The sequence below is a fragment of the Novilysobacter selenitireducens genome (genome assembly GCF_020026895.1).
Taxonomy (GTDB): Bacteria; Pseudomonadota; Gammaproteobacteria; order Xanthomonadales; family Xanthomonadaceae; genus Lysobacter_C; species Lysobacter_C selenitireducens.
On record NZ_JAINZW010000001.1, the window covers coordinates 468,612 to 485,336 of the forward strand.

General features: G+C 71.4%; 19 protein-coding genes and 1 tRNA gene. 16 read left to right on the forward strand and 4 right to left on the reverse strand.

Annotated features, from left to right (window positions below; translation table 11 throughout):
• Position 1: 1 nt before the first annotated feature.
• Positions 2-433: a VOC family protein gene (locus K6753_RS02080; RefSeq protein WP_223674516.1), complete on the reverse strand. Its 432-nt coding sequence runs from the start codon at positions 431-433 to the stop codon at positions 2-4.
• A gap of 113 nt (positions 434-546) precedes the next feature.
• Here K6753_RS02080 and K6753_RS02085 point away from each other — a divergent pair, with 113 nt between their 5' ends.
• The 13 genes from K6753_RS02085 to K6753_RS02145 all read left to right on the forward strand — a co-directional run bounded on the left by K6753_RS02085 (position 547) and on the right by K6753_RS02145 (position 10,583).
• Positions 547-1,215 (forward strand): exopolysaccharide biosynthesis protein, encoded by a 669-nt coding sequence (locus K6753_RS02085; protein ID WP_319936640.1) that lies wholly within the window; start codon positions 547-549, stop codon positions 1,213-1,215.
• A gap of 85 nt (positions 1,216-1,300) precedes the next feature.
• Positions 1,301-1,780 carry an EF-hand domain-containing protein gene (locus K6753_RS02090; protein ID WP_223674517.1) on the forward strand — a complete coding sequence of 160 codons (480 nt, stop codon included), beginning with the start codon at positions 1,301-1,303 and terminating at the stop codon, positions 1,778-1,780.
• A gap of 157 nt (positions 1,781-1,937) precedes the next feature.
• Positions 1,938-3,203 carry an HD-GYP domain-containing protein gene (locus tag K6753_RS02095; protein ID WP_223674518.1) on the forward strand — a complete coding sequence of 422 codons (1,266 nt, stop codon included), beginning with the start codon at positions 1,938-1,940 and terminating at the stop codon, positions 3,201-3,203.
• A gap of 199 nt (positions 3,204-3,402) precedes the next feature.
• Positions 3,403-3,612, forward strand: a complete 210-nt coding sequence (locus K6753_RS02100) for a cold-shock protein (RefSeq protein WP_223674519.1) — start codon at positions 3,403-3,405, stop codon at positions 3,610-3,612.
• Between the two features lie 240 nt (positions 3,613-3,852).
• Positions 3,853-5,643 carry a sensor domain-containing diguanylate cyclase gene (locus K6753_RS02105; RefSeq protein WP_223674520.1) on the forward strand — a complete coding sequence of 597 codons (1,791 nt, stop codon included), beginning with the start codon at positions 3,853-3,855 and terminating at the stop codon, positions 5,641-5,643.
• Between the two features lie 45 nt (positions 5,644-5,688).
• Positions 5,689-6,345, forward strand: coding sequence for a glycerol-3-phosphate 1-O-acyltransferase PlsY (gene plsY / locus K6753_RS02110; protein WP_223674521.1), 657 nt, complete (start codon positions 5,689-5,691; stop codon positions 6,343-6,345).
• Positions 6,345-7,349 carry a bifunctional biotin--[acetyl-CoA-carboxylase] ligase/biotin operon repressor BirA gene (birA, locus tag K6753_RS02115; protein ID WP_223674522.1) on the forward strand — a complete coding sequence of 335 codons (1,005 nt, stop codon included), beginning with the start codon at positions 6,345-6,347 and terminating at the stop codon, positions 7,347-7,349. Before plsY ends, birA begins: the two co-directional genes overlap by 1 nt.
• A complete protein-coding gene (locus K6753_RS02120; protein ID WP_223674523.1) occupies positions 7,346-8,077 on the forward strand; it encodes a type III pantothenate kinase in 732 nt (243 codons plus the stop codon). The genes birA and K6753_RS02120 overlap by 4 nt, the downstream gene beginning before the upstream one ends.
• Before the next feature lie 39 nt (positions 8,078-8,116).
• The gene (locus tag K6753_RS02125) at positions 8,117-8,761 is read left to right on the forward strand and encodes a hypothetical protein (protein WP_223674524.1); all 645 of its coding nucleotides are present in this window, start codon (positions 8,117-8,119) and stop codon (positions 8,759-8,761) included.
• A 35-nt stretch (positions 8,762-8,796) separates the two neighbouring features.
• Positions 8,797-8,872: transfer RNA gene (locus K6753_RS02130), tRNA-Thr, on the forward strand.
• A 15-nt stretch (positions 8,873-8,887) separates the two neighbouring features.
• A complete protein-coding gene (rocF, locus tag K6753_RS02135) occupies positions 8,888-9,811 on the forward strand; it encodes an arginase (protein WP_223674525.1) in 924 nt (307 codons plus the stop codon).
• A gap of 185 nt (positions 9,812-9,996) precedes the next feature.
• Positions 9,997-10,149, forward strand: a complete 153-nt coding sequence (locus K6753_RS02140; RefSeq protein ID WP_223674526.1) for an entericidin A/B family lipoprotein — start codon at positions 9,997-9,999, stop codon at positions 10,147-10,149.
• Between the two features lie 233 nt (positions 10,150-10,382).
• Positions 10,383-10,583 (forward strand): CsbD family protein, encoded by a 201-nt coding sequence (locus K6753_RS02145; protein WP_223674527.1) that lies wholly within the window; start codon positions 10,383-10,385, stop codon positions 10,581-10,583.
• A 132-nt stretch (positions 10,584-10,715) separates the two neighbouring features.
• On the opposite strand, the gene K6753_RS02150 is transcribed toward K6753_RS02145, so the two are convergent.
• Positions 10,716-11,537 carry a hypothetical protein gene (locus tag K6753_RS02150; RefSeq protein ID WP_425492040.1) on the reverse strand — a complete coding sequence of 274 codons (822 nt, stop codon included), beginning with the start codon at positions 11,535-11,537 and terminating at the stop codon, positions 10,716-10,718.
• A gap of 140 nt (positions 11,538-11,677) precedes the next feature.
• Here K6753_RS02150 and K6753_RS02155 point away from each other — a divergent pair, with 140 nt between their 5' ends.
• The 3 genes from K6753_RS02155 to K6753_RS02165 all read left to right on the forward strand — a co-directional run bounded on the left by K6753_RS02155 (position 11,678) and on the right by K6753_RS02165 (position 14,570).
• Positions 11,678-12,973: a tryptophan--tRNA ligase gene (locus K6753_RS02155; RefSeq protein WP_223674529.1), complete on the forward strand. Its 1,296-nt coding sequence runs from the start codon at positions 11,678-11,680 to the stop codon at positions 12,971-12,973.
• An 89-nt stretch (positions 12,974-13,062) separates the two neighbouring features.
• Complete coding sequence (locus K6753_RS02160; RefSeq protein ID WP_223674530.1) at positions 13,063-13,377, forward strand: hypothetical protein; 315 nt, start codon at positions 13,063-13,065, stop codon at positions 13,375-13,377.
• An 89-nt stretch (positions 13,378-13,466) separates the two neighbouring features.
• Positions 13,467-14,570, forward strand: coding sequence for a sensor domain-containing diguanylate cyclase (locus K6753_RS02165; RefSeq protein WP_223674531.1), 1,104 nt, complete (start codon positions 13,467-13,469; stop codon positions 14,568-14,570).
• A gap of 217 nt (positions 14,571-14,787) precedes the next feature.
• Here the strand turns inward: K6753_RS02165 and K6753_RS02170 are convergent, their stop codons facing one another.
• On the reverse strand, positions 14,788-15,183 hold the full coding sequence (locus tag K6753_RS02170) for a VOC family protein (protein WP_223674532.1): 396 nt from the start codon (positions 15,181-15,183) through the stop codon (positions 14,788-14,790).
• Positions 15,184-15,264: 81 nt separating this feature from the next.
• Complete coding sequence (locus K6753_RS02175; RefSeq protein WP_223674533.1) at positions 15,265-16,713, reverse strand: dihydrolipoamide acetyltransferase family protein; 1,449 nt, start codon at positions 16,711-16,713, stop codon at positions 15,265-15,267.
• Between the last annotated feature and the right edge of the window lie 12 nt (positions 16,714-16,725).

Genomic DNA, 16,725 nt, shown 5'->3' on the forward strand with positions numbered 1-16,725 from the left:
CTCAGCGCGCGAACAGCTGCGAGGGGTCGGCGAAGGACTTGAACTCCAGCGCGTTGCCCGACGGGTCGTGGAAGAACATCGTCGACTGTTCGCCCGGCTGTCCGGCGAAGCGCACGTGCGGCTCGATGACGAACGCCACGCCCGCCGCGCGCAGCCGCGCCGCCAGTGCGCTCCAGTCGTGGGGCGAGAGCACCACGCCGAAATGCGGCACGGGGACGTCGTGCCCGTCCACCGCGTTGTGCGCCGCGGGCGTGAAGGCGCGCGCCGCGTCGCTGCGGTGGCAGACCAGCTGGTGGCCGTACAGGTCGAAATCGACCCAGTGCGTGTCGCTGCGGCCTTCCGCGCAGCCCAGCAGCCCGCCGTAGAACGCGCGCGCGGCGGCCACGTCATGCACCGGGATGGCCAGGTGGAAGGGCGGCAGCAGGTGCGGCATGGGCGGCCTCGTACGTCATGCGGATGGGGACGCGCACATCCTCGCACCGGCCGTGGCCGCGGTGCATGCGCGCGCCGCCGGCATAATGGCCCGCCCTGACACCGGAGCCGGCCTTGCCGACCCCCGATCCCCGCACTGCCGAAGCCCGCCGCCTGGACGACGAGCACGCGTCGCTGGGCGACCAGCTCGGCGCGATCATCGCCCACCTGCCGCCCGACACCATCAGCCTGGGCGAGCTGCTGGACGTGTTCGGCGACGAAGGCCTGCTGCTGCTGACGGTGCTGCTGACGCTGGTGTTCCTGATCCCGGTGTCGATCCCGGGGGTGAGCACGGTGTTCGGAGCGGCGATCCTGCTGGTTGGCATCAGCCGCCTGATCGGGCGCGAGCTGTGGCTGCCGGCGCGCCTGCGCACGCGGCCCCTGCCGGCCGACCGGCTGCGGCCCGGGCTGGAGCGGGGCATGGAGTGGGTGCGGCGGATGGAGCGCATCAGCCGGCCGCACCGCCTGTCGGCGCTGGCCGGCGGGCGCGGGATCGATACGCTCAACAACCTCGCCTTCATCCTCGCCGCGCTGCTGCTGATGGCGCCGTTCGGCTTCGTCCCGTTCAGCAACACCTTCCCGGCCGTGGCGCTGCTGCTGTACGCGGTCGGCCTGATCCAGCGCGATGGCGGCGCCATCCTGCTGGGCCACCTGGCCAACATCGCGACGATCATCTACTTCGGCGTGCTGATCGGCGGCGGCGGGCTGGCCGCGCACCAGTTGCTGCAGCGCTTCACCGGCTGATGGCCTGCGCGACGGGGTCGTCGCGTTCTCCCCTCCTGCACGGGTCGCGCCAGTTCGGCGCGGTCCTTTTTCGGGAGGAGACTCGATGAACCGTTCAATCGCACCCCGCATTCCGCTCCGGATGGCCGCACTGGCGCTGGCCGCATTGGGCTCCGTCGCCGGCACCGCCTTGGCGCAGGATGCCGCCGCGCCGGCACCGGCACCGCCGGCCACGGTCGACACCAACGGAGACGGCGTGCTGTCGGCCGCCGAGCATTCCGCGGCAGCCCGCGGCGCCTTCCAGCGCATGGACGGGGACGGGGATGGCCGGATCACCGTGGACGAGATGGGCGCGATGCCCGGCGCCAGCGCCGCAGGCATGCCGTCCGCGGCCGATCGCATGAAGGCCGTCGATACCGACGGCGACAGCGTGCTGACCGTGCAGGAACACGCCGCGGCCACCACGGCGGCCTACACGCGCCTGGATGCCGACAGCGACGGCCGCCTGACGCTGGACGAAGTGCGCGCCGGAGCCGCTGCCGCCCAGGCCGCCCGCCCGGCGCAGCCCACGCCGACGCCGCGCTGACGGGCAAGCGCGCTGACAGGCACCCGTGCCGGCGGCCACGCGCCGCCGGCGTCGACCGGGCAGCCGCCCTTCAAGTTTTGCCGCGACCGGCCGATTCCGTGGCTGAAACGCGGCCGTCCCACCGGCCGACCCGTCCCATTGGCCGACTGGAGACATCGTGCGCCCGGTGCAGGAGGAAGAACTCGTCGTCGGCCAGCCACTGGCGTGGCCGCTGTTCGACCCGGCCGGCAAGCTGCTGGCCGACGCCGGCGCGATGGTGCTGTGCGAGGCGCAGCGGCTGACGCTGCTGCAGCGCGGCTTCGTTGACCCGGCGCTTTGCCTGGTCGAGGACGACACACTGCTGGTCGACGAGACCGGCGAGCCCGAGCTGCCGCCGCCGCCCCTGCCGCCGGTGTTCGGCGAGGTGCGCGCGCTCAAGCGCCGCTTGGCCGACGCCCACATGCAGCTGCTGGCCGCCGGCACGCCCGAGGGCGCGCTGGTCGTGCTGGAGCTGGTGACCGAGCTCCAGGCGCTGGTCGCGCGCGACGCCGATGCCGCACTGGCCGCCGTGCAGCTGGACCTGGACGACGGTGGCCACATCTCCCGCCAGGTGCATGCCGCGATCCTCTGCCAGATGGCGCTGCGCGCACGCGAGCGCGACCCGGCCGAAGTCGACTCGCTGATGGCGGCCGCGCTGACCTACGACCTGGCGCTGGGGCCGATCGCCGACACCCTCAACCGCCAGCAGGGCGAGCTCAGTGCGCAGCAGCGCCGGCAGGTGTCCGCGCACCCGGACGAAGCGGTGATGCTGCTCAAGGCCGCCGGCGTGGAAGACCCGCTGTGGCTGGATGCCGTGCTGCACCACCACGAGCGGCTGGACGGCAGCGGCTACCCGCACGGGCTGATGGGTCGCGACATCGGCGACGGCGCGCGCCTGCTGGCGGTGGTCGACATCTTTTCGGCGATGGTGCGGCCGCGCGCCTACCGCGAGGCGGTGATCGCCCGCAACGCGCTGCGCAACCTGTTCATGGAGCGCGGTACTGCCGTCGACACCGAACTGCCGGGGTTGCTGGTCAAGGAAATCGGCGTGTTCCCGCCCGGCACCGTGGTGCGGCTGGCCAGCGGCGAGGTCGGCGTGGTCACCCACCGCGGCGGCAACGCGGCCTGCCCGCGCGTGGCACGGCTGGTGAACGCCAATGGCACCTTCGCGGCCGTGGCCCGCTCACGCGACACCCGCGAGGCCGAGCACGCCATCGTCGAAGCCGTGCCGCAGGCCCGCTACCAGGCCTTCCTCAGCAACTGCGCCCGGTTCTGGGCCGACGGCCCGCAGGTGCGCCCCGCCCCGAACCGTCCAGCGCCGGCCGCTGCCCCCGTGGTCCTGCCCGCAGCCGCCGTCGAGGCGTCCGTGCCGGCCCCGGAGGACGCCGAAACCGCCGCCGGCTGAACAGGCGGCCGCACGCGGCGATTGCATTGCGACGCGGGGCGGGCTAACGTGCGCCCGCTGTGTTCGTCAAGGGTCACCCGAAACGTGGCCCGATGCCGTAGATCCCTGATCCGCTACATCGTTGCACTCGCTTCCTCCTTGCAACCAGCCAAGCGCCGCGCAAGCGGCATCCAAAACTTCCGTTACAAGGAGCAAGAAAATGTCGAACCGTGAAACCGGTACCGTCAAGTGGTTCAACGATGCCAAGGGCTTCGGCTTCATCAGCCGTGAGAACGGCGAGGACGTGTTCGTGCACTTCCGCGCGATCCAGTCCAATGGCTTCAAGAGCCTGCAGGAAGGCCAGAAGGTCGAGTTCACCGTGACCCAGGGCCAGAAGGGCCTGCAGGCCGACGCCGTCACCCCGCTGTAAGGGCGACGCGTTACCTGCCGCAGCGGCCTTCGTGCCGCGGCGACACCTTCGAAAAACCCGGCTTCGGCCGGGTTTTTCTTTGCGCGCGCTTCAGGCTTCCGGTGCGCGGCCGTTAGTCCACCCCATGTCCCGCGCCCCCCGCCCCGTCCCCGCCCCGAACGCCATCCGGCGCACCGTGGTGTGCGGTGGCGTGACCGGAGCGACGGATCCCGGCAGCGCGGGATGAAACAATCGCCGCCGATGTCCGAGCCTGCCGCGCCCATGGAACCCGCTACGTCGGCCCCGCCGGGCATGTCGCGTGCGCCGGCGCCTGTGCGGGACCGTGGCCTGCGGTTCTGGCTGGGCCTTGGCTACGCGGCGATCGTGGTCGCCTTCGCAGTCGCGCTGGCGGTGCTGGCCAACCTCGGCGCCACCCGGCAGATGGAGCGCGAGGCCGGCCAGCGGCTGGATGCGCAGGCCCGGCACATGGCCGAGCGACTCGACCTGGGCGTGGCCGAACGGCTCGACGACATGCGCCTGCTGGCGCTGCTGCCGTTGCTCCACGACGACCCCGTCGATGCCGCCGCGGTGCGCACGCTGTTCAACGAACTGGCCCGCACCGAACCCGAATACGCGTGGATCGGCTTCGCCGCGGCCGATGGCACGGTGCGCGTGGCCAGCGGCGGCCTCTTGGAAGGGGCCAGCGTCAGCCAGCGACCGTGGTTCCAGGCGGCCCGTCGCGGCCCGCACCTGGGCGACGTGCACGAGGCGGCCCTGCTCGCGCGGCTGCTGCCGGCTCAACCCGGCGGCCAGCCGCTGCGGTTGATCGACGTCGCCGCTCCCGTACGAAATGCCGACGGCAGCCTGCTGGGGGTCGTCGGTGCGCACCTGTCGTGGCGCTGGGCCGAACGCCAGCGCGACCGCTTGCTGGGGCCGGAGGCCGACCGTGGCCTGCAGGAACTGTGGGTGCTGGATGCCCAGGGCCGTGTCCTGATGGGGCCGGACGACCGGGTCGGTCAGGTGCTGGACACACCGAGCGCGCACGCCGTCGCGGCCGCGCGCAGTGGCCACCTCGCCGAGACCTGGGACGACGGCGTCGACTACCTGACCGGCTACGCGCAGACCGGTCGCGATGCCGACGGGCCGACCGTCGGCTGGCGCGTGCTGGTGCGCGAGCCGCGCGAGGTGGCAATGGCCGAAGTGCGCGGGTTGCGTCGGACGCTGACGGCGGTGGTGGCGGTGCTCGCGCTGCTGTCGATCGCCGCCGCGCTGCTGCTGGCGCGCAAGATCAGCGCCCCGCTGCACACGCTGGCCGAGGCCGCCACGGTGATGCGCACCGGCCTCACCGTGGTCCGCCTGCCGCAGCTGGGCGGCTATCGCGAGGCGCAGCAACTGTCGGCCGCGCTCAGCGGCCTGTTCGAGCAGGTCGGGCAGCGTGAGCGCGAACTGCGCGACCTCGCCGAGAACCTGGAACGGCGCGTCGAGGCGCGCACGCAGGAGCTGCACAGCGCCAACAACGAACTCGAGCGCCTGTCGGTGACCGACAGCCTTACCGGCCTCAACAACCGGCGCTACTTCGACACCCAGCTGGCGCACGAAATGCAGCGCGCGCGCCAGCAGCTGCAGCCGTTGTCGCTGCTGCTGATCGACTTGGACCACTTCAAGCGCATCAACGACACGCACGGCCATCCGGCCGGCGACCGCGTGCTGCAACTGGTCGCCGACCTGCTCGACCAGGGCCTGCGGCCGACGGACGCGATCGCCCGGATCGGCGGCGAGGAGTTCGCGGTGATCGCCGCCGGCGCCGACCTCGCGCAGGCCAGCCTCCTGGCCGAGCGCCTGCGCAGCCGCGTCGCCAGTGCCAGCCCGCTGGAGATCGGGCGCCTGGAGTTGCCGATCTCGGTCAGCATCGGAGTGGCCAGCGTATGGCCGGCGGAGGGTGACGCCACCGCCATGGAGACCGCGGCCGAGCGGCTCTACACCCAGGCCGACATGGCGCTCTACCGCGCCAAGCGTGCCGGCCGCGACCGCGTGGAAGGCACGGTCGCCTGATCGCGCACACGGCGGCGGCCGCGCGTGCTCCCGCATAATCGCGCGATGCCTTCGATTGCCGACATCCCGTTGTTGACCTGGCTGCTGGTGCTGGCCGCCTACCTGATCGGCTCGCTGTCGGGCAGCCTGCTGCTGGGCCGTGGTCGCGGCGTCGACATCCGCACCCTGGGCAGCGGCAACGCCGGCGGCACCAACGCACTGCGCACGCAGGGCTGGCGCTTCGCGCTGGGCGTGGTGCTGGTGGACGTCGGCAAGGGCGCGCTGGCCACGTGGCTGGCACTACGGTTCGCGCCGGTGGGCAGCGCATTGACGGTGACCGCGCACGGCTACCTGGCGGCATTCGCGGCGATCGTCGGCCACGTCTGGCCGGTGTGGCACGGCTTCCGCGGCGGCAAGGGCGCGGCGACGCTGGTGGGCGCGCTGGCGGTGCTGTGGCCGCTGGCGGTCGCGCTGATGGTGCTGGCGTGGCTGGCCACGGTGCTGGCCAGCGGGTACGTCGGTCTTGCGACGGTCGTGGCGGCGCTGGTACTACCGGTGCTGGCGTGGATATTCGATGCGGAGTTGCCGCGGATGGCGTTTGCCTGCGCGGTGGCCGTCCTGCTGGCGTGGACACACCGCGGCAACCTGGCGCGCCTGCGCGACGGGACCGAGTCGCGCTTCGCCCGTGCGCGCCTCCTGCACCGCTGGCGCCGGGGCGGGTGATGGACGAGCGCGCGCTGTTGCAGCGGCTGATCACCGGCCCGGTGTCGGGCGACGCGCTGGCGCGCGAGGTCGGCCAGACCCGCGCCGCGGTGTGGAAGCGCATCGAGTCGCTGCGCCAGGCCGGCGTCGCGATCGACGCGCGCCCGGGCCAGGGCTATGCGCTCGCGCAACCACTCGACCTGCTGGACGCCGCGCACATCCAGCGCAGCCTGTCGGACGACGCTCGGCAAAGGCTGTCCGCATGCGAGGTCGCGTGGACCATCGATTCCACCAACAGCGCGCTGATGGCGGCACCGGTGCCGGCGGACGGCCTTGCACGCGTGCTGTTGGCCGAGCGCCAGACGGCCGGACGCGGGCGGCGCGGTCGCGAGTGGGCCTCGCCGCTGGCCGCGCACCTCTACCTGTCGTTGGCGCGCGCATTCGGCGGTGGCCTCGCCCGGCTGGGCGGATTGAGCCTGGTGGCTGGCGTGGCGACGGTCGAGGCGCTGCATGCGCTCGGCGTCACCGCCGCACGGCTGAAGTGGCCCAACGACGTGGTGGTGGTCGACGAGCGCGGCCTGCGCAAACTCGGCGGGCTGCTGGTGGAGGGCAGCGGCGAACACGCCGGCCCGGTGCGCGCGGTGATCGGCCTCGGCCTCAATGTGCGCATGCCCGCCGAAGCCGCGGCATCGATCGAACAACCTTGGTGCGACCTTGCCGGACTCGCCGGCGGGTCGTTGGACCGCAACGCACTGGCGGCGGCGGTGCTGGAACACTGGCTGCCTGCGCTGGACACATTCGAACAGGACGGACTGACGCCGTTCCTGGCTCGCTATGCCGCCGTGGACGCGCTGCGCGGACGCGGGATCGTGGTACAGGGCGAGCACGCGCGACTGGAGGGCATCGCACACGGCATCGCGCCCGACGGTGGCCTGGAGATCACGATGCCGGACGGCGCCACGCGCATCGTGCACGCGGGCGAAGCCAGCCTGCGCCTGGTGCCGACCGCGGAGGCCACGGCGTGAGTCGGTGGCTGTTCGACCTGGGCAACACGCGGCTGAAGTGCGCGTCGCTGGCCGACGACGGAACCATCGGCGACGTGCATGCGCTGGCCAACGATGCTGGCGGCTGGGCCGTCGCGCTCGATGCGTTGCTGCCTTCCCGCGTGGACGTGGCCTGGGTGGCCAGCGTCGCGGCGCCGGCCCTGACTTCGGCGCTGGCCGATGCGCTGGCCGCACGCGCCCGCGCGGTCAGCTTCGCGCGCACCCAGGCATCGGCCTGCGGCGTGCGCATCGCCTACGCGCAGCCGCACAAGCTTGGGGTCGATCGCTTCCTGTCGATGATCGGCGCGCACGCGCGCATCCCCGGGCCCGTCCTGCTGTGCGGCGTCGGCACGGCGCTCACCATCGACCTGCTGGACGCCGACGGCCTGCACCGCGGCGGCCGGCTGGCACCGTCGCCCACCGTGATGCGCGAAGCACTGCACGCGCGCGCAGCGCAGCTGCCGGCGGACGGCGGTAGCTATGCCGACTTCGCCGACGACACCGAGGACGCATTGGCGTCGGGCTGCGAAGGCGCCGCCGCGGCGCTGGTGCGCGACAGCCTGGACGCCGGCACCCGGCTGCTTGGCGCGGCACCGAGCCTTCACCTGCATGGCGGCGGCGCCCCCGCGTTGTTGCCGCGCCTGCCGCAGGCACGGCATGCGCCCGACCTGGTCCTGGCCGGCCTCGCGGCGTGGGCGGGGCAGGGATGACGGTGCGTCCCTGGTGCAGCCGCGTTTTATAGTCGCCACATGCTGATCCGTGCCTCGATCGTCCTCTTGATCGCCCTGAACCTGGGCGTCGCCGCGTGGTGGCTGCTGCGTGACGCGCCTCCGCCGCCTGCACCCGAGCCCCTGCCGGCCGGCGTGGTCCCGTTGCAGCTGGTGGACGAGGCCCCCGCGGGCGCGCCGGCTGCCGCGGCCGGGCCACCCGTCGCAGCCCGCCAGTGTTTCAGTCTCGGACCGTTCGAGGACACGCTGGCGGCCACCCAAGCGCGCGAAGGCCTCGATGCGGACGTGCAAGTGCGGTTGCGCCGCGAGCCGATCGACAGCGGACAAGGCTGGCGCGTGCTGATCCCGCCGAGCGACACCATCGAAGACGCGCAGGCCCTGGCCCGGCGCATCGGCGAGGCCGGCTTCGAGGACTTCCTGGTGATGCGCGAGGGCGCCGACGCCCGCGCCATCGCGCTGGGCCGCTACGGCAGCGAGGCCACCGCACGGCGCCGCGTGGAGGCGATGGCCGCCGCCGGGTTCGACGACGCCGTTGCGCAACCGCTCGGCGATGCCGCGCAGGTGTGGCTGGACATCACCGCGGCCGGGGAGTTCGACGCCGACGCCGCGCGCACCGCGACGGGTGCGGCGCAGCGCGAAACGCGCGACTGCCCATCCGGCGCCTAGGGCCGGGCACGTCGCCGCGATAGAATGGGCGCTTCGCCGGCTTAGCTCAGTTGGTAGAGCAACCGCCTTGTAAGCGGTAGGTCGTCAGTTCGACTCTGACAGCCGGCACCACGACAGGAGTCCGCCATGCAGCGCAGCTATCCCCCCGTTTCCCTGATCGGCGCCCCCACCGACGTGGGCGCAGGCGACCGCGGCGCGCGGCTGGGGCCGGATGCATTGCGCATCGCCGGGCTGGGCGAGGCGCTGGAGGCGCGCGGCGTCGAGGTCCTCGACCGCGGCAACCTGGAAGGCCCGCGCAACCCGTGGCAGCCGCCGGTGGAGGGCTACCGCCACCTCGAGCAGGTGGTCGCGTGGAACCGCGCCGTGATGGACGCGATGGCCGACGAGCTGCGCCAGCAGCGCATGCCGATCCTGCTCGGCGGCGACCACTGCCTGGGCCTGGGCTCGATCACCGCCGTCGCCCGCCACTGCCGCGAGACCGGGCAGAAACTGCGCGTGCTGTGGCTGGATGCGCACGCGGACTTCAACACCCACCAGGTCACGCCGTCGGGCAACGTCCACGGCATGCCCGTCGCCTGCCTGTGCGGGCTGGGCCCGCGCGAGCTCACGCACCTGTCGGGCGAGTCGCCGGCGATGGACGCCGCCGACATCCGCCAGATCGGCATCCGCTCGGTTGACCAGGGCGAGAAGCGGCTGGTCAAGGAGTACGGCATCGACATCTACGACATGCGCTACATCGACGAGGTCGGGATGAAGCGGGTCATGGAAGAGGCGCTGGAAGGCGTCGACGACAACACCCACCTGCACGTCAGCTTCGACGTCGACTTCCTCGACCCGTCGGTCGCGCCGGGCGTCGGCACCACGGTGCCGGGCGGGCCCAACTACCGCGAGGCGCAGCTGGTGATGGAGATGATTGCCGACACCGGGCGCATGCGCTCGCTGGACATCATGGAGCTCAACCCGGTGATCGACAGCCGCAACATGACCGCGGAGATCGCGGTGGACCTGGTGGAGAGCCTGTTCGGCAAGTCGACGCTGATGCGCGACTGACGTCGTCGCGTATTGTCGCAGCGTTGCGCGGTTGTGCGCTGCGGTATCTGAATAGCTCCCGATTGCGAAGGCCGCCGAAGCGGCCCGCTCTACGCGCGCTTCACGCCGGCTCGCGTCTGATTCGCCCCGAGGCGGCCGACCGGGCCTGCCGATGAATCCGACGACGTAACGACGAGGAGATCCACATGAAGCGTTTGATCACCCTGATGCTGCTGGCCATGTTCTCGATGGGCACCCTGACCGCGTGCAACACCATGGCCGGTGCCGGCGAAGACATCCAGGCCGGCGGCGAGAAGATCGAAGACAAGGCCGAGGACTGCAAGGACGGCCGCTGCTGATCCAGCACTCCAAGGTTGCTGCAACGAAAGCCGGGCATTGCCCGGCTTTCTTTTTTTGAAGGGCGTTTCCGTACAGCGGACGAGTGACGACACGGATGAAGCAGTTCAGCGCATTCACCGTGGTCAAGGGTCGATTAACGCTGCCGTGACCCGTGGCCAACAGCCTGGCTGCGAAGCTGGCATCGCGGTGGCGGGACACCGCACTTCCCCCAACAGCAAGAGGACGCACGCAGATGAACAAGGACATCATTGCCGGCAAGTGGACCCAGATCAAAGGCAAGGCCCAGGCGAAGTGGGGCGACCTGACGGACGACGATTTCGACACCGCCGAGGGCAACGCCGAATACCTTTCGGGCCGCCTCCAGGAGCGTTATGGCTGGGAGCGCGACCGTGCAGACAAGGAAGTGCGCGATTTCAGCCAGACGCTGAACTGAGCGCGCGACGCATGCGTGCGGCCCGGCCGAGCGCATGCAAAAAACGCCGTGCGTATGCACGGCTTCGACGAGGGAAAAGCGGGCCACTTGGCCCGCTTTTCTTTTTGCTGGAATTGATACGACGAAAGCAAGTCAGCGCGGCGGATCGGGCACGAACCCGGTCGGAAATGCCTGCGGCCGGTCGTGGTGCGGGCGTCGCCACCACGGGCGCGGCAGGATTCCGCGCGCGACCAGCGCATCGGGTGCGTCGTAGCGCCACTGCAGTACCTGCGTGGGACGGCTCGAGGCGCGTTCGAAGCGGGTATGCCGGGTTGGCGCGTATTCGCGCTCGCCATGGCCGGTGCCGATGCGCTGCGCGGCGGCCGGTGCCGCGGCGCTGGATTCGGCCGCGGCCGCCTGGCGGCGGGAGCCGCCTGCTGCATCCGCGCCCGCGTGCGGTCGGGCGATCGGCGGTGCGGGCGGCACCACCGGCACGGGCCGTGCCTCGTCGAACACCGCGATGCCGATCACGCCGACGTGGTCGGGTCGACCGGTGCGCGCGGCGTAGCTGTTGTCCAGGTGCGTGAAGTGGAAGCCCGCCACGTCCTGCATCGACTTGCGCCAGCCGTCAATCCGGGTGCTCTGCCCGGGCGCAAGGACGTAGCCGGCCTGCGAGGGGTACGCGGTGTCGCCGCTGATCGCGTTGACGCCATCGATGGACAGCACCACCAGCACGCGCCGATCGCTGGTATTGGTCAGCTGTACGCCGTAGCGATGGCCCGGCGTCCCGGCGATCCAGTGCTCACCGCGGTGGCGCACGGGCGACAGCCATTCACCTTCATCGCGGTCGAGCACGGCCATCGATACCGGCCACGCGGCGGCGGTGGCCGGGATGAACAGGGCCACGGCGAGTGCAAGCGCGGCAGCGACACGGCGGCGGGCGGGTGCGAGCAAGCGAGGCGGGGCATGTGACATGGCGGTTCCCTCGGGTTTGGGCAGACGTGTTGGACGGAACAGGTCAACGCGCGGGTGCCGCCAATGGGGTCGGCGGTGCGCGGTAAACTGCCCGGCCCGTTCATCCGGCGGCCGGCCGAGCCGGCGCGCAAAGGCCCGCGATGCAGTCCACCCGTGTCCTCACCGGCATCACCACGTCCGGCACGCCCCACCTGGGCAACTACGTGGGCGCCGTGCGCCCGGCGATCACCGCCAGCGCCGCGCCCGGCGTGGAGAGCTTCTTCTTCCTGGCCGACTACCACGCGCTGATCAAGGTCAGCGACCCGGCGCGCGTGCAGCGCTCCACGCTGGAGATCGCCGCGACGTGGCTGGCCTGCGGGCTGGAGCCGGACAAGGTGTGGTTCTACCGCCAGTCCGACATCCCCGAGATCCCGGAGCTGACGTGGCTGCTGACGTGCGTCGCCGGCAAGGGCCTGCTCAACCGCGCACATGCCTACAAGGCCGCCGTCGACCGCAACACCGAGGCGGGTGAGGACCCCGATGCAGGCGTGACCGCGGGGCTTTTCATGTACCCGGTGCTGATGGCCGCCGACATCCTGCTGTTCAACGCGCACAGGGTGCCGGTGGGCCGCGACCAGGTGCAGCACATCGAGATGGCGCGCGACTTCGGCCAGCGCTTCAACCACCTGTATGGCGAGCACTTCACGCTGCCCGAGGCGGTGATCGAGGCTCAGGTGGCCACGCTGCCGGGCCTGGACGGCCGCAAGATGAGCAAGAGCTACGACAACACCATTGCGCTGTTCGCGCCGCGCGAGCAGCTGCGCAAGCTGATCTTCTCGATCGTCACCGACTCGCGCGCGCCTGGCGAAGCGAAGGACGCCGACGCCTCCAACGTGTTCCAGCTCTACCAGGCATTCGCCAGCGACGCCGAAACGACGGCCATGCGCACGGCCTTCGCCGACGGGATCGCCTGGGGTGACGCCAAGCAGGCGCTGTTCGAACGCATCGATGCCGAGGTCGCGCCGCTGCGCGAAAAGTACGAGGCGCTGATGGCGCGGCCGGCCGACATCGAAGCCACGTTGCGCGATGGCGCGGCACGCCTGCGCGAGCGCCATGCGACGCCGGCGCTGAAGGCCCTGCGCGAGGCCGTCGGGCTGCGTGACCTGTCGGTCGCGGTATCGGATGCGGGTGCGAAAGCGGCGCGCAAGAAGGGCGGGGCCGAACAGCTCAAGGTCTACCGCGAGCGCGATGGCCGCTTCCACGTGAAGCTGGTCGTGGGCAAGGACACGCTGGCCACGAGCCGCGGCGCCGACAGCCCCGCTGCCGCCAACGCGCAGGTGGACGACGTGGTGCGCGGTGGTCAATCCGCGCTGGACGCACATTTCGACCTGGACGCCGGTGCCGACGCGTCGCAGGTCGTCGAGGTGATGCGTGCGCTGCGGGCGGGTGGGGAGTAGTCGAACGCCGTCGCGTCTGTGCAGATTCTGTACGTCCACAGCTTGAATCCAAGGCACTGCAATCCCGTTGCCTGTATCACTACGAACCCATGAATCCCCTCGTCGAACTCAACCTCTCGCTGATCCTGTTCCTGCCGTGGTTCGCCATCCTCGGCGTGCTGTTCTGGCTGTTCCCCCGGCAGCCGCGCGACGCCGCGCGCCGCGTGTTCGATGCCGTGTCGCTGCTGCTTTCGCTGGCGGCGTTCATGGCCAGCATCTGGTGGTCGTTCCATAACGCCGACCCGGTCCACGGCGCCATGTGGAAGCAGGTGCTCGCGACCGCGCTCGGCTACGGGGTGTTCCTGGCGGTGCTGACGGTGGCGTTCCTGGTGCGGATGCGCTGGTTGCGCGTACGAGGCGCCTGACCGCGTATCGGATCGCACCGCCGGACGTCGACGCCGTCACGGCTGCCGGCCGCAAAGCCCGTTAGGCTGGTGGGGCCTGGAGGCTGCGAATGAGCCGGTCCACACCACCCCGCAGGGACGATCCGACCGAGGAAATGCGACGGCTGGCCGCGCTGGCGGCGTACGAGCTGCTCGACACCGAGCCGGAGCAGGCCTACGACGACATCGTCCGCTTGGCGGTCACGCTTTGCAGCGTTCCGGCCGCGACCATCTCGCTGGTCGACCACGACCGCCAGTGGTTCAAGGCCGCGCTCGGTGTCCGGGTGGCACAGACGCCGCGCTCGCAAGCGTTGTGCGACGTGGCCATCCGCACCCCGCGGCAGCTGATGCTGGTCGAGGACGTGCTCGCCGACGCCCGTTTCGCGCACTTCGGGATGACCATCGACGGCCGCCCCGTGCGCTTCTATGCCGGCATGCCGCTGTGCAATCCCGAAGGCCACGCGCTGGGCACGCTCAACGTGCTCGACGTCGAGCCGCGCCAGCTGTCGGCCGAACAGCGGCAGGCACTGGAGCTGCTGGCGCGACAGACCCAGCACCTGTTCGAGTTGCGCCGCTACACGCGGGAACAGGGGCGCCTGCTGGCCGAGCGCGATGCCGCCGCCCGCCGGTTGGAGGCTTCGCGCGACGACCTGGAGCGCCGCCACGAGCGGCTGAAGCACAGCGCCGCGCGCGACCCGCTGACCGGGCTGCTCAATCGGGCGGGGCTGGGCGAGTTGCGCGAGAACCCCGATGCACTGGCGCGGCTGGACGCCGGCCCGTACAGCCTGATGCTGATCGACGTGGACCACTTCAAGCAGGTCAACGACCGCCACGGCCACCTGCTGGGCGACCGCGCGCTGCGTGCCGTCGCCGACAGCGTGGCCGCGTCCATCCGCGAGGGCGACGTCGCGGTGCGGTTCGGCGGCGAGGAGGTCCTGGTCGTGCTGCCGCAGACGCGGCTGGCCCATGCGGCCGAGGTCGCGGGGCGCGTGCGCCAGCAGGTGGCGGGGGTCGCGTTGCCGTTCCCGCTGACGGTGTCGATCGGCATCGCCGGCGGCGAACCCGGCGGCGACCCGCCCGAAGCGGTGTTCGAGCGCGCCGACCAGGCACTGTACCGGGCCAAGGCGACCGGCCGGGACCGCATCGTGGTCGATGACACGCCGCAGGTGGGGTGAAGCGCCCCGGCGGTCAGTGCCGCCTGTAGGAGCGGCTTCAGCCGCGATCGAAATCCGATGCCTCCGTGGAGCTTGGCTCGTGCAGGAGAGAGGTAAGTCGCGATGCGCAGCTTCGACCGAGCGGACGTTCGCGACTTACGTCGCTCCTACAACGGCTCCGGATTCACGCCGACGCCGGCCTTCGATCGCGGCTGAAGCCGCTCCTACAGTGGAGGTGTCAATCCCAGCTGCGCGGTGCGGGACGCGCGCTGTCCTCACGCATGCGCACCACGCAGAAGCGCTGGCCGGTAGGGGCGTCCATCACCACCCAGCGGCCATGCGGCGGGCGCGAGTGTTCGCGCGCGCCCAGTGCGCGCAGCCGGGCGACCTCGGCCTCGACGTCGTCGGTCTCGATGTCCAGGTGCACACGCGAGGGGTGGTCGACCTGCTGCACTTCGATGTGCAGGTCGCCCGGCGTGTCGCCGAGCTGCTGGTACTGCGGCCCGCCTGGCGCACCCGCGTTGCGGTCGGCGACGGTGCAGCCCAGCGCCTGCGACCAGAAATCGGCGGCGGCGTCGAGGTCGTCGGTGTTGCAGTCGATGATGAAACCGGCCAGGCGGCTGCGGTGGGGCATGGGACCTCCCGTGCAGTGCGGTGACGCTCGTGTGTCGGTTGGAGCGCCTCCCCTCCGCCGTGCGAAGGGGAGGCAGGTGCCTTACTGCGGGGCGGCCAGGTCGTCCAGCAGCGCCTTCAGGAAGCGCGCCGCCTCGCCGCCCGTGCAGGCGCGGTGGTCGAAGGTCAGCGAGATCGGCATGCGGCGGTGCACCTCGATGCCGCCGATCACCGCAACCACGTCATGCGACAGCTTGCCGGCGCCGACGATGGCTACGCACGGCGGCACCACGACCGGGGTCGCGTAGCGGCCGGCGAACATGCCGAAGTTCGACAGCGAGATGGTGTAGCCCGCCAGTTCCGAGGCCGGGATGCTGCGGTCCATCACCTGCGTGCGCAGGCGGTTGATGCCCTCGCGCAGGCCGCGCGCGTCGAGCATGTCGGCGTTGCGCAGCGCCGGCACGAACAGGCCGTCGTCGGTGTCCACCGCGATGCCCAGGTCGACGTGCGGGTGCATCGTGCGCACCAGCTTGTCGCCGTCGAACCACGCGTTGAGCGCCGGCACGTCCTTGCAGGCGGTGACGATGGCACGCACCAGGCGCGCGGTGATGTCCTGCTTGCCGATCCAGGCGTGCAGGTCGGCGTCGTCGCACAGGGTGGTCGGGACGACCTTGCTGTGCGCATCGGCCATGACCCGCGCCATGTTGCGGCGCACGCCCTTGAGCTGCTCGGGCTGGCCGCTGGCGGCGACGCCCGGCGGCTGGGTGCGCATGGGCTTTCCGGACTGCGACAGCGTGCTGCGGCTTTCTTCCCTTCTCCCCTCGGGAGAAGGTGCCCGCAGGACGGATGAGGGTTCGGTGCGGGACTGCGAGTGACGCGCCTGCGCCGGACCCTCACCCCCAGCCGGACGCAGCGACGACGGATCCGCCGCCGCCTGCTTCACGTCAGCCATCGTCACCGCGCCATCGGCACCGGTGGCGCGTACGCGGGTGAGGTCTACCTTGAGCTTGCGCGCCATTGCGCGCACCGCCGGCATCGCCTTGACGCCGCCGGCGCTGGACGCCTGCTCGCTGCGCACGGCGTCGGAGCTCTGCATCGCGCCGACCACGGTGCCGCTGTCGGCCCGGGCCTCCCCCTTCGGTGCCGGCTCGCCGTCGTCTTCGATCGCGCCGCCGTCGTCGGAGGCGACTACGCGGTGGTCCGGTGCCGGGTCTTCGCTGCCGACGCCGTGGCCGCCCTTGCCGGCCTTCTTGCCGCCACCGTGATGGTGGCCGGTGTCCTGGCCCGCGGCGCGCTGCGGCATCGACGGGTCGATCTCGAACTCGGCCAGCACCGCGCCGGTCTCGATGATGTCGCCCGCCTCGCCGGCCAGCTTCAGTACCTTGCCCGAGAACGGCGAGGGCACGTCGACCACGGCCTTGGCGGTTTCCATCGAGACCAGGTTGTCGTCCAGGCGGATGGTGTCGCCGACCTTGACCGCCCACTCGACGATGGTCGCGTCGGGCAGGCCCTCGCCCAGGTCGGGGAGCATGAACTTCTTGGTGTCACTCACGCGGCAATCTCC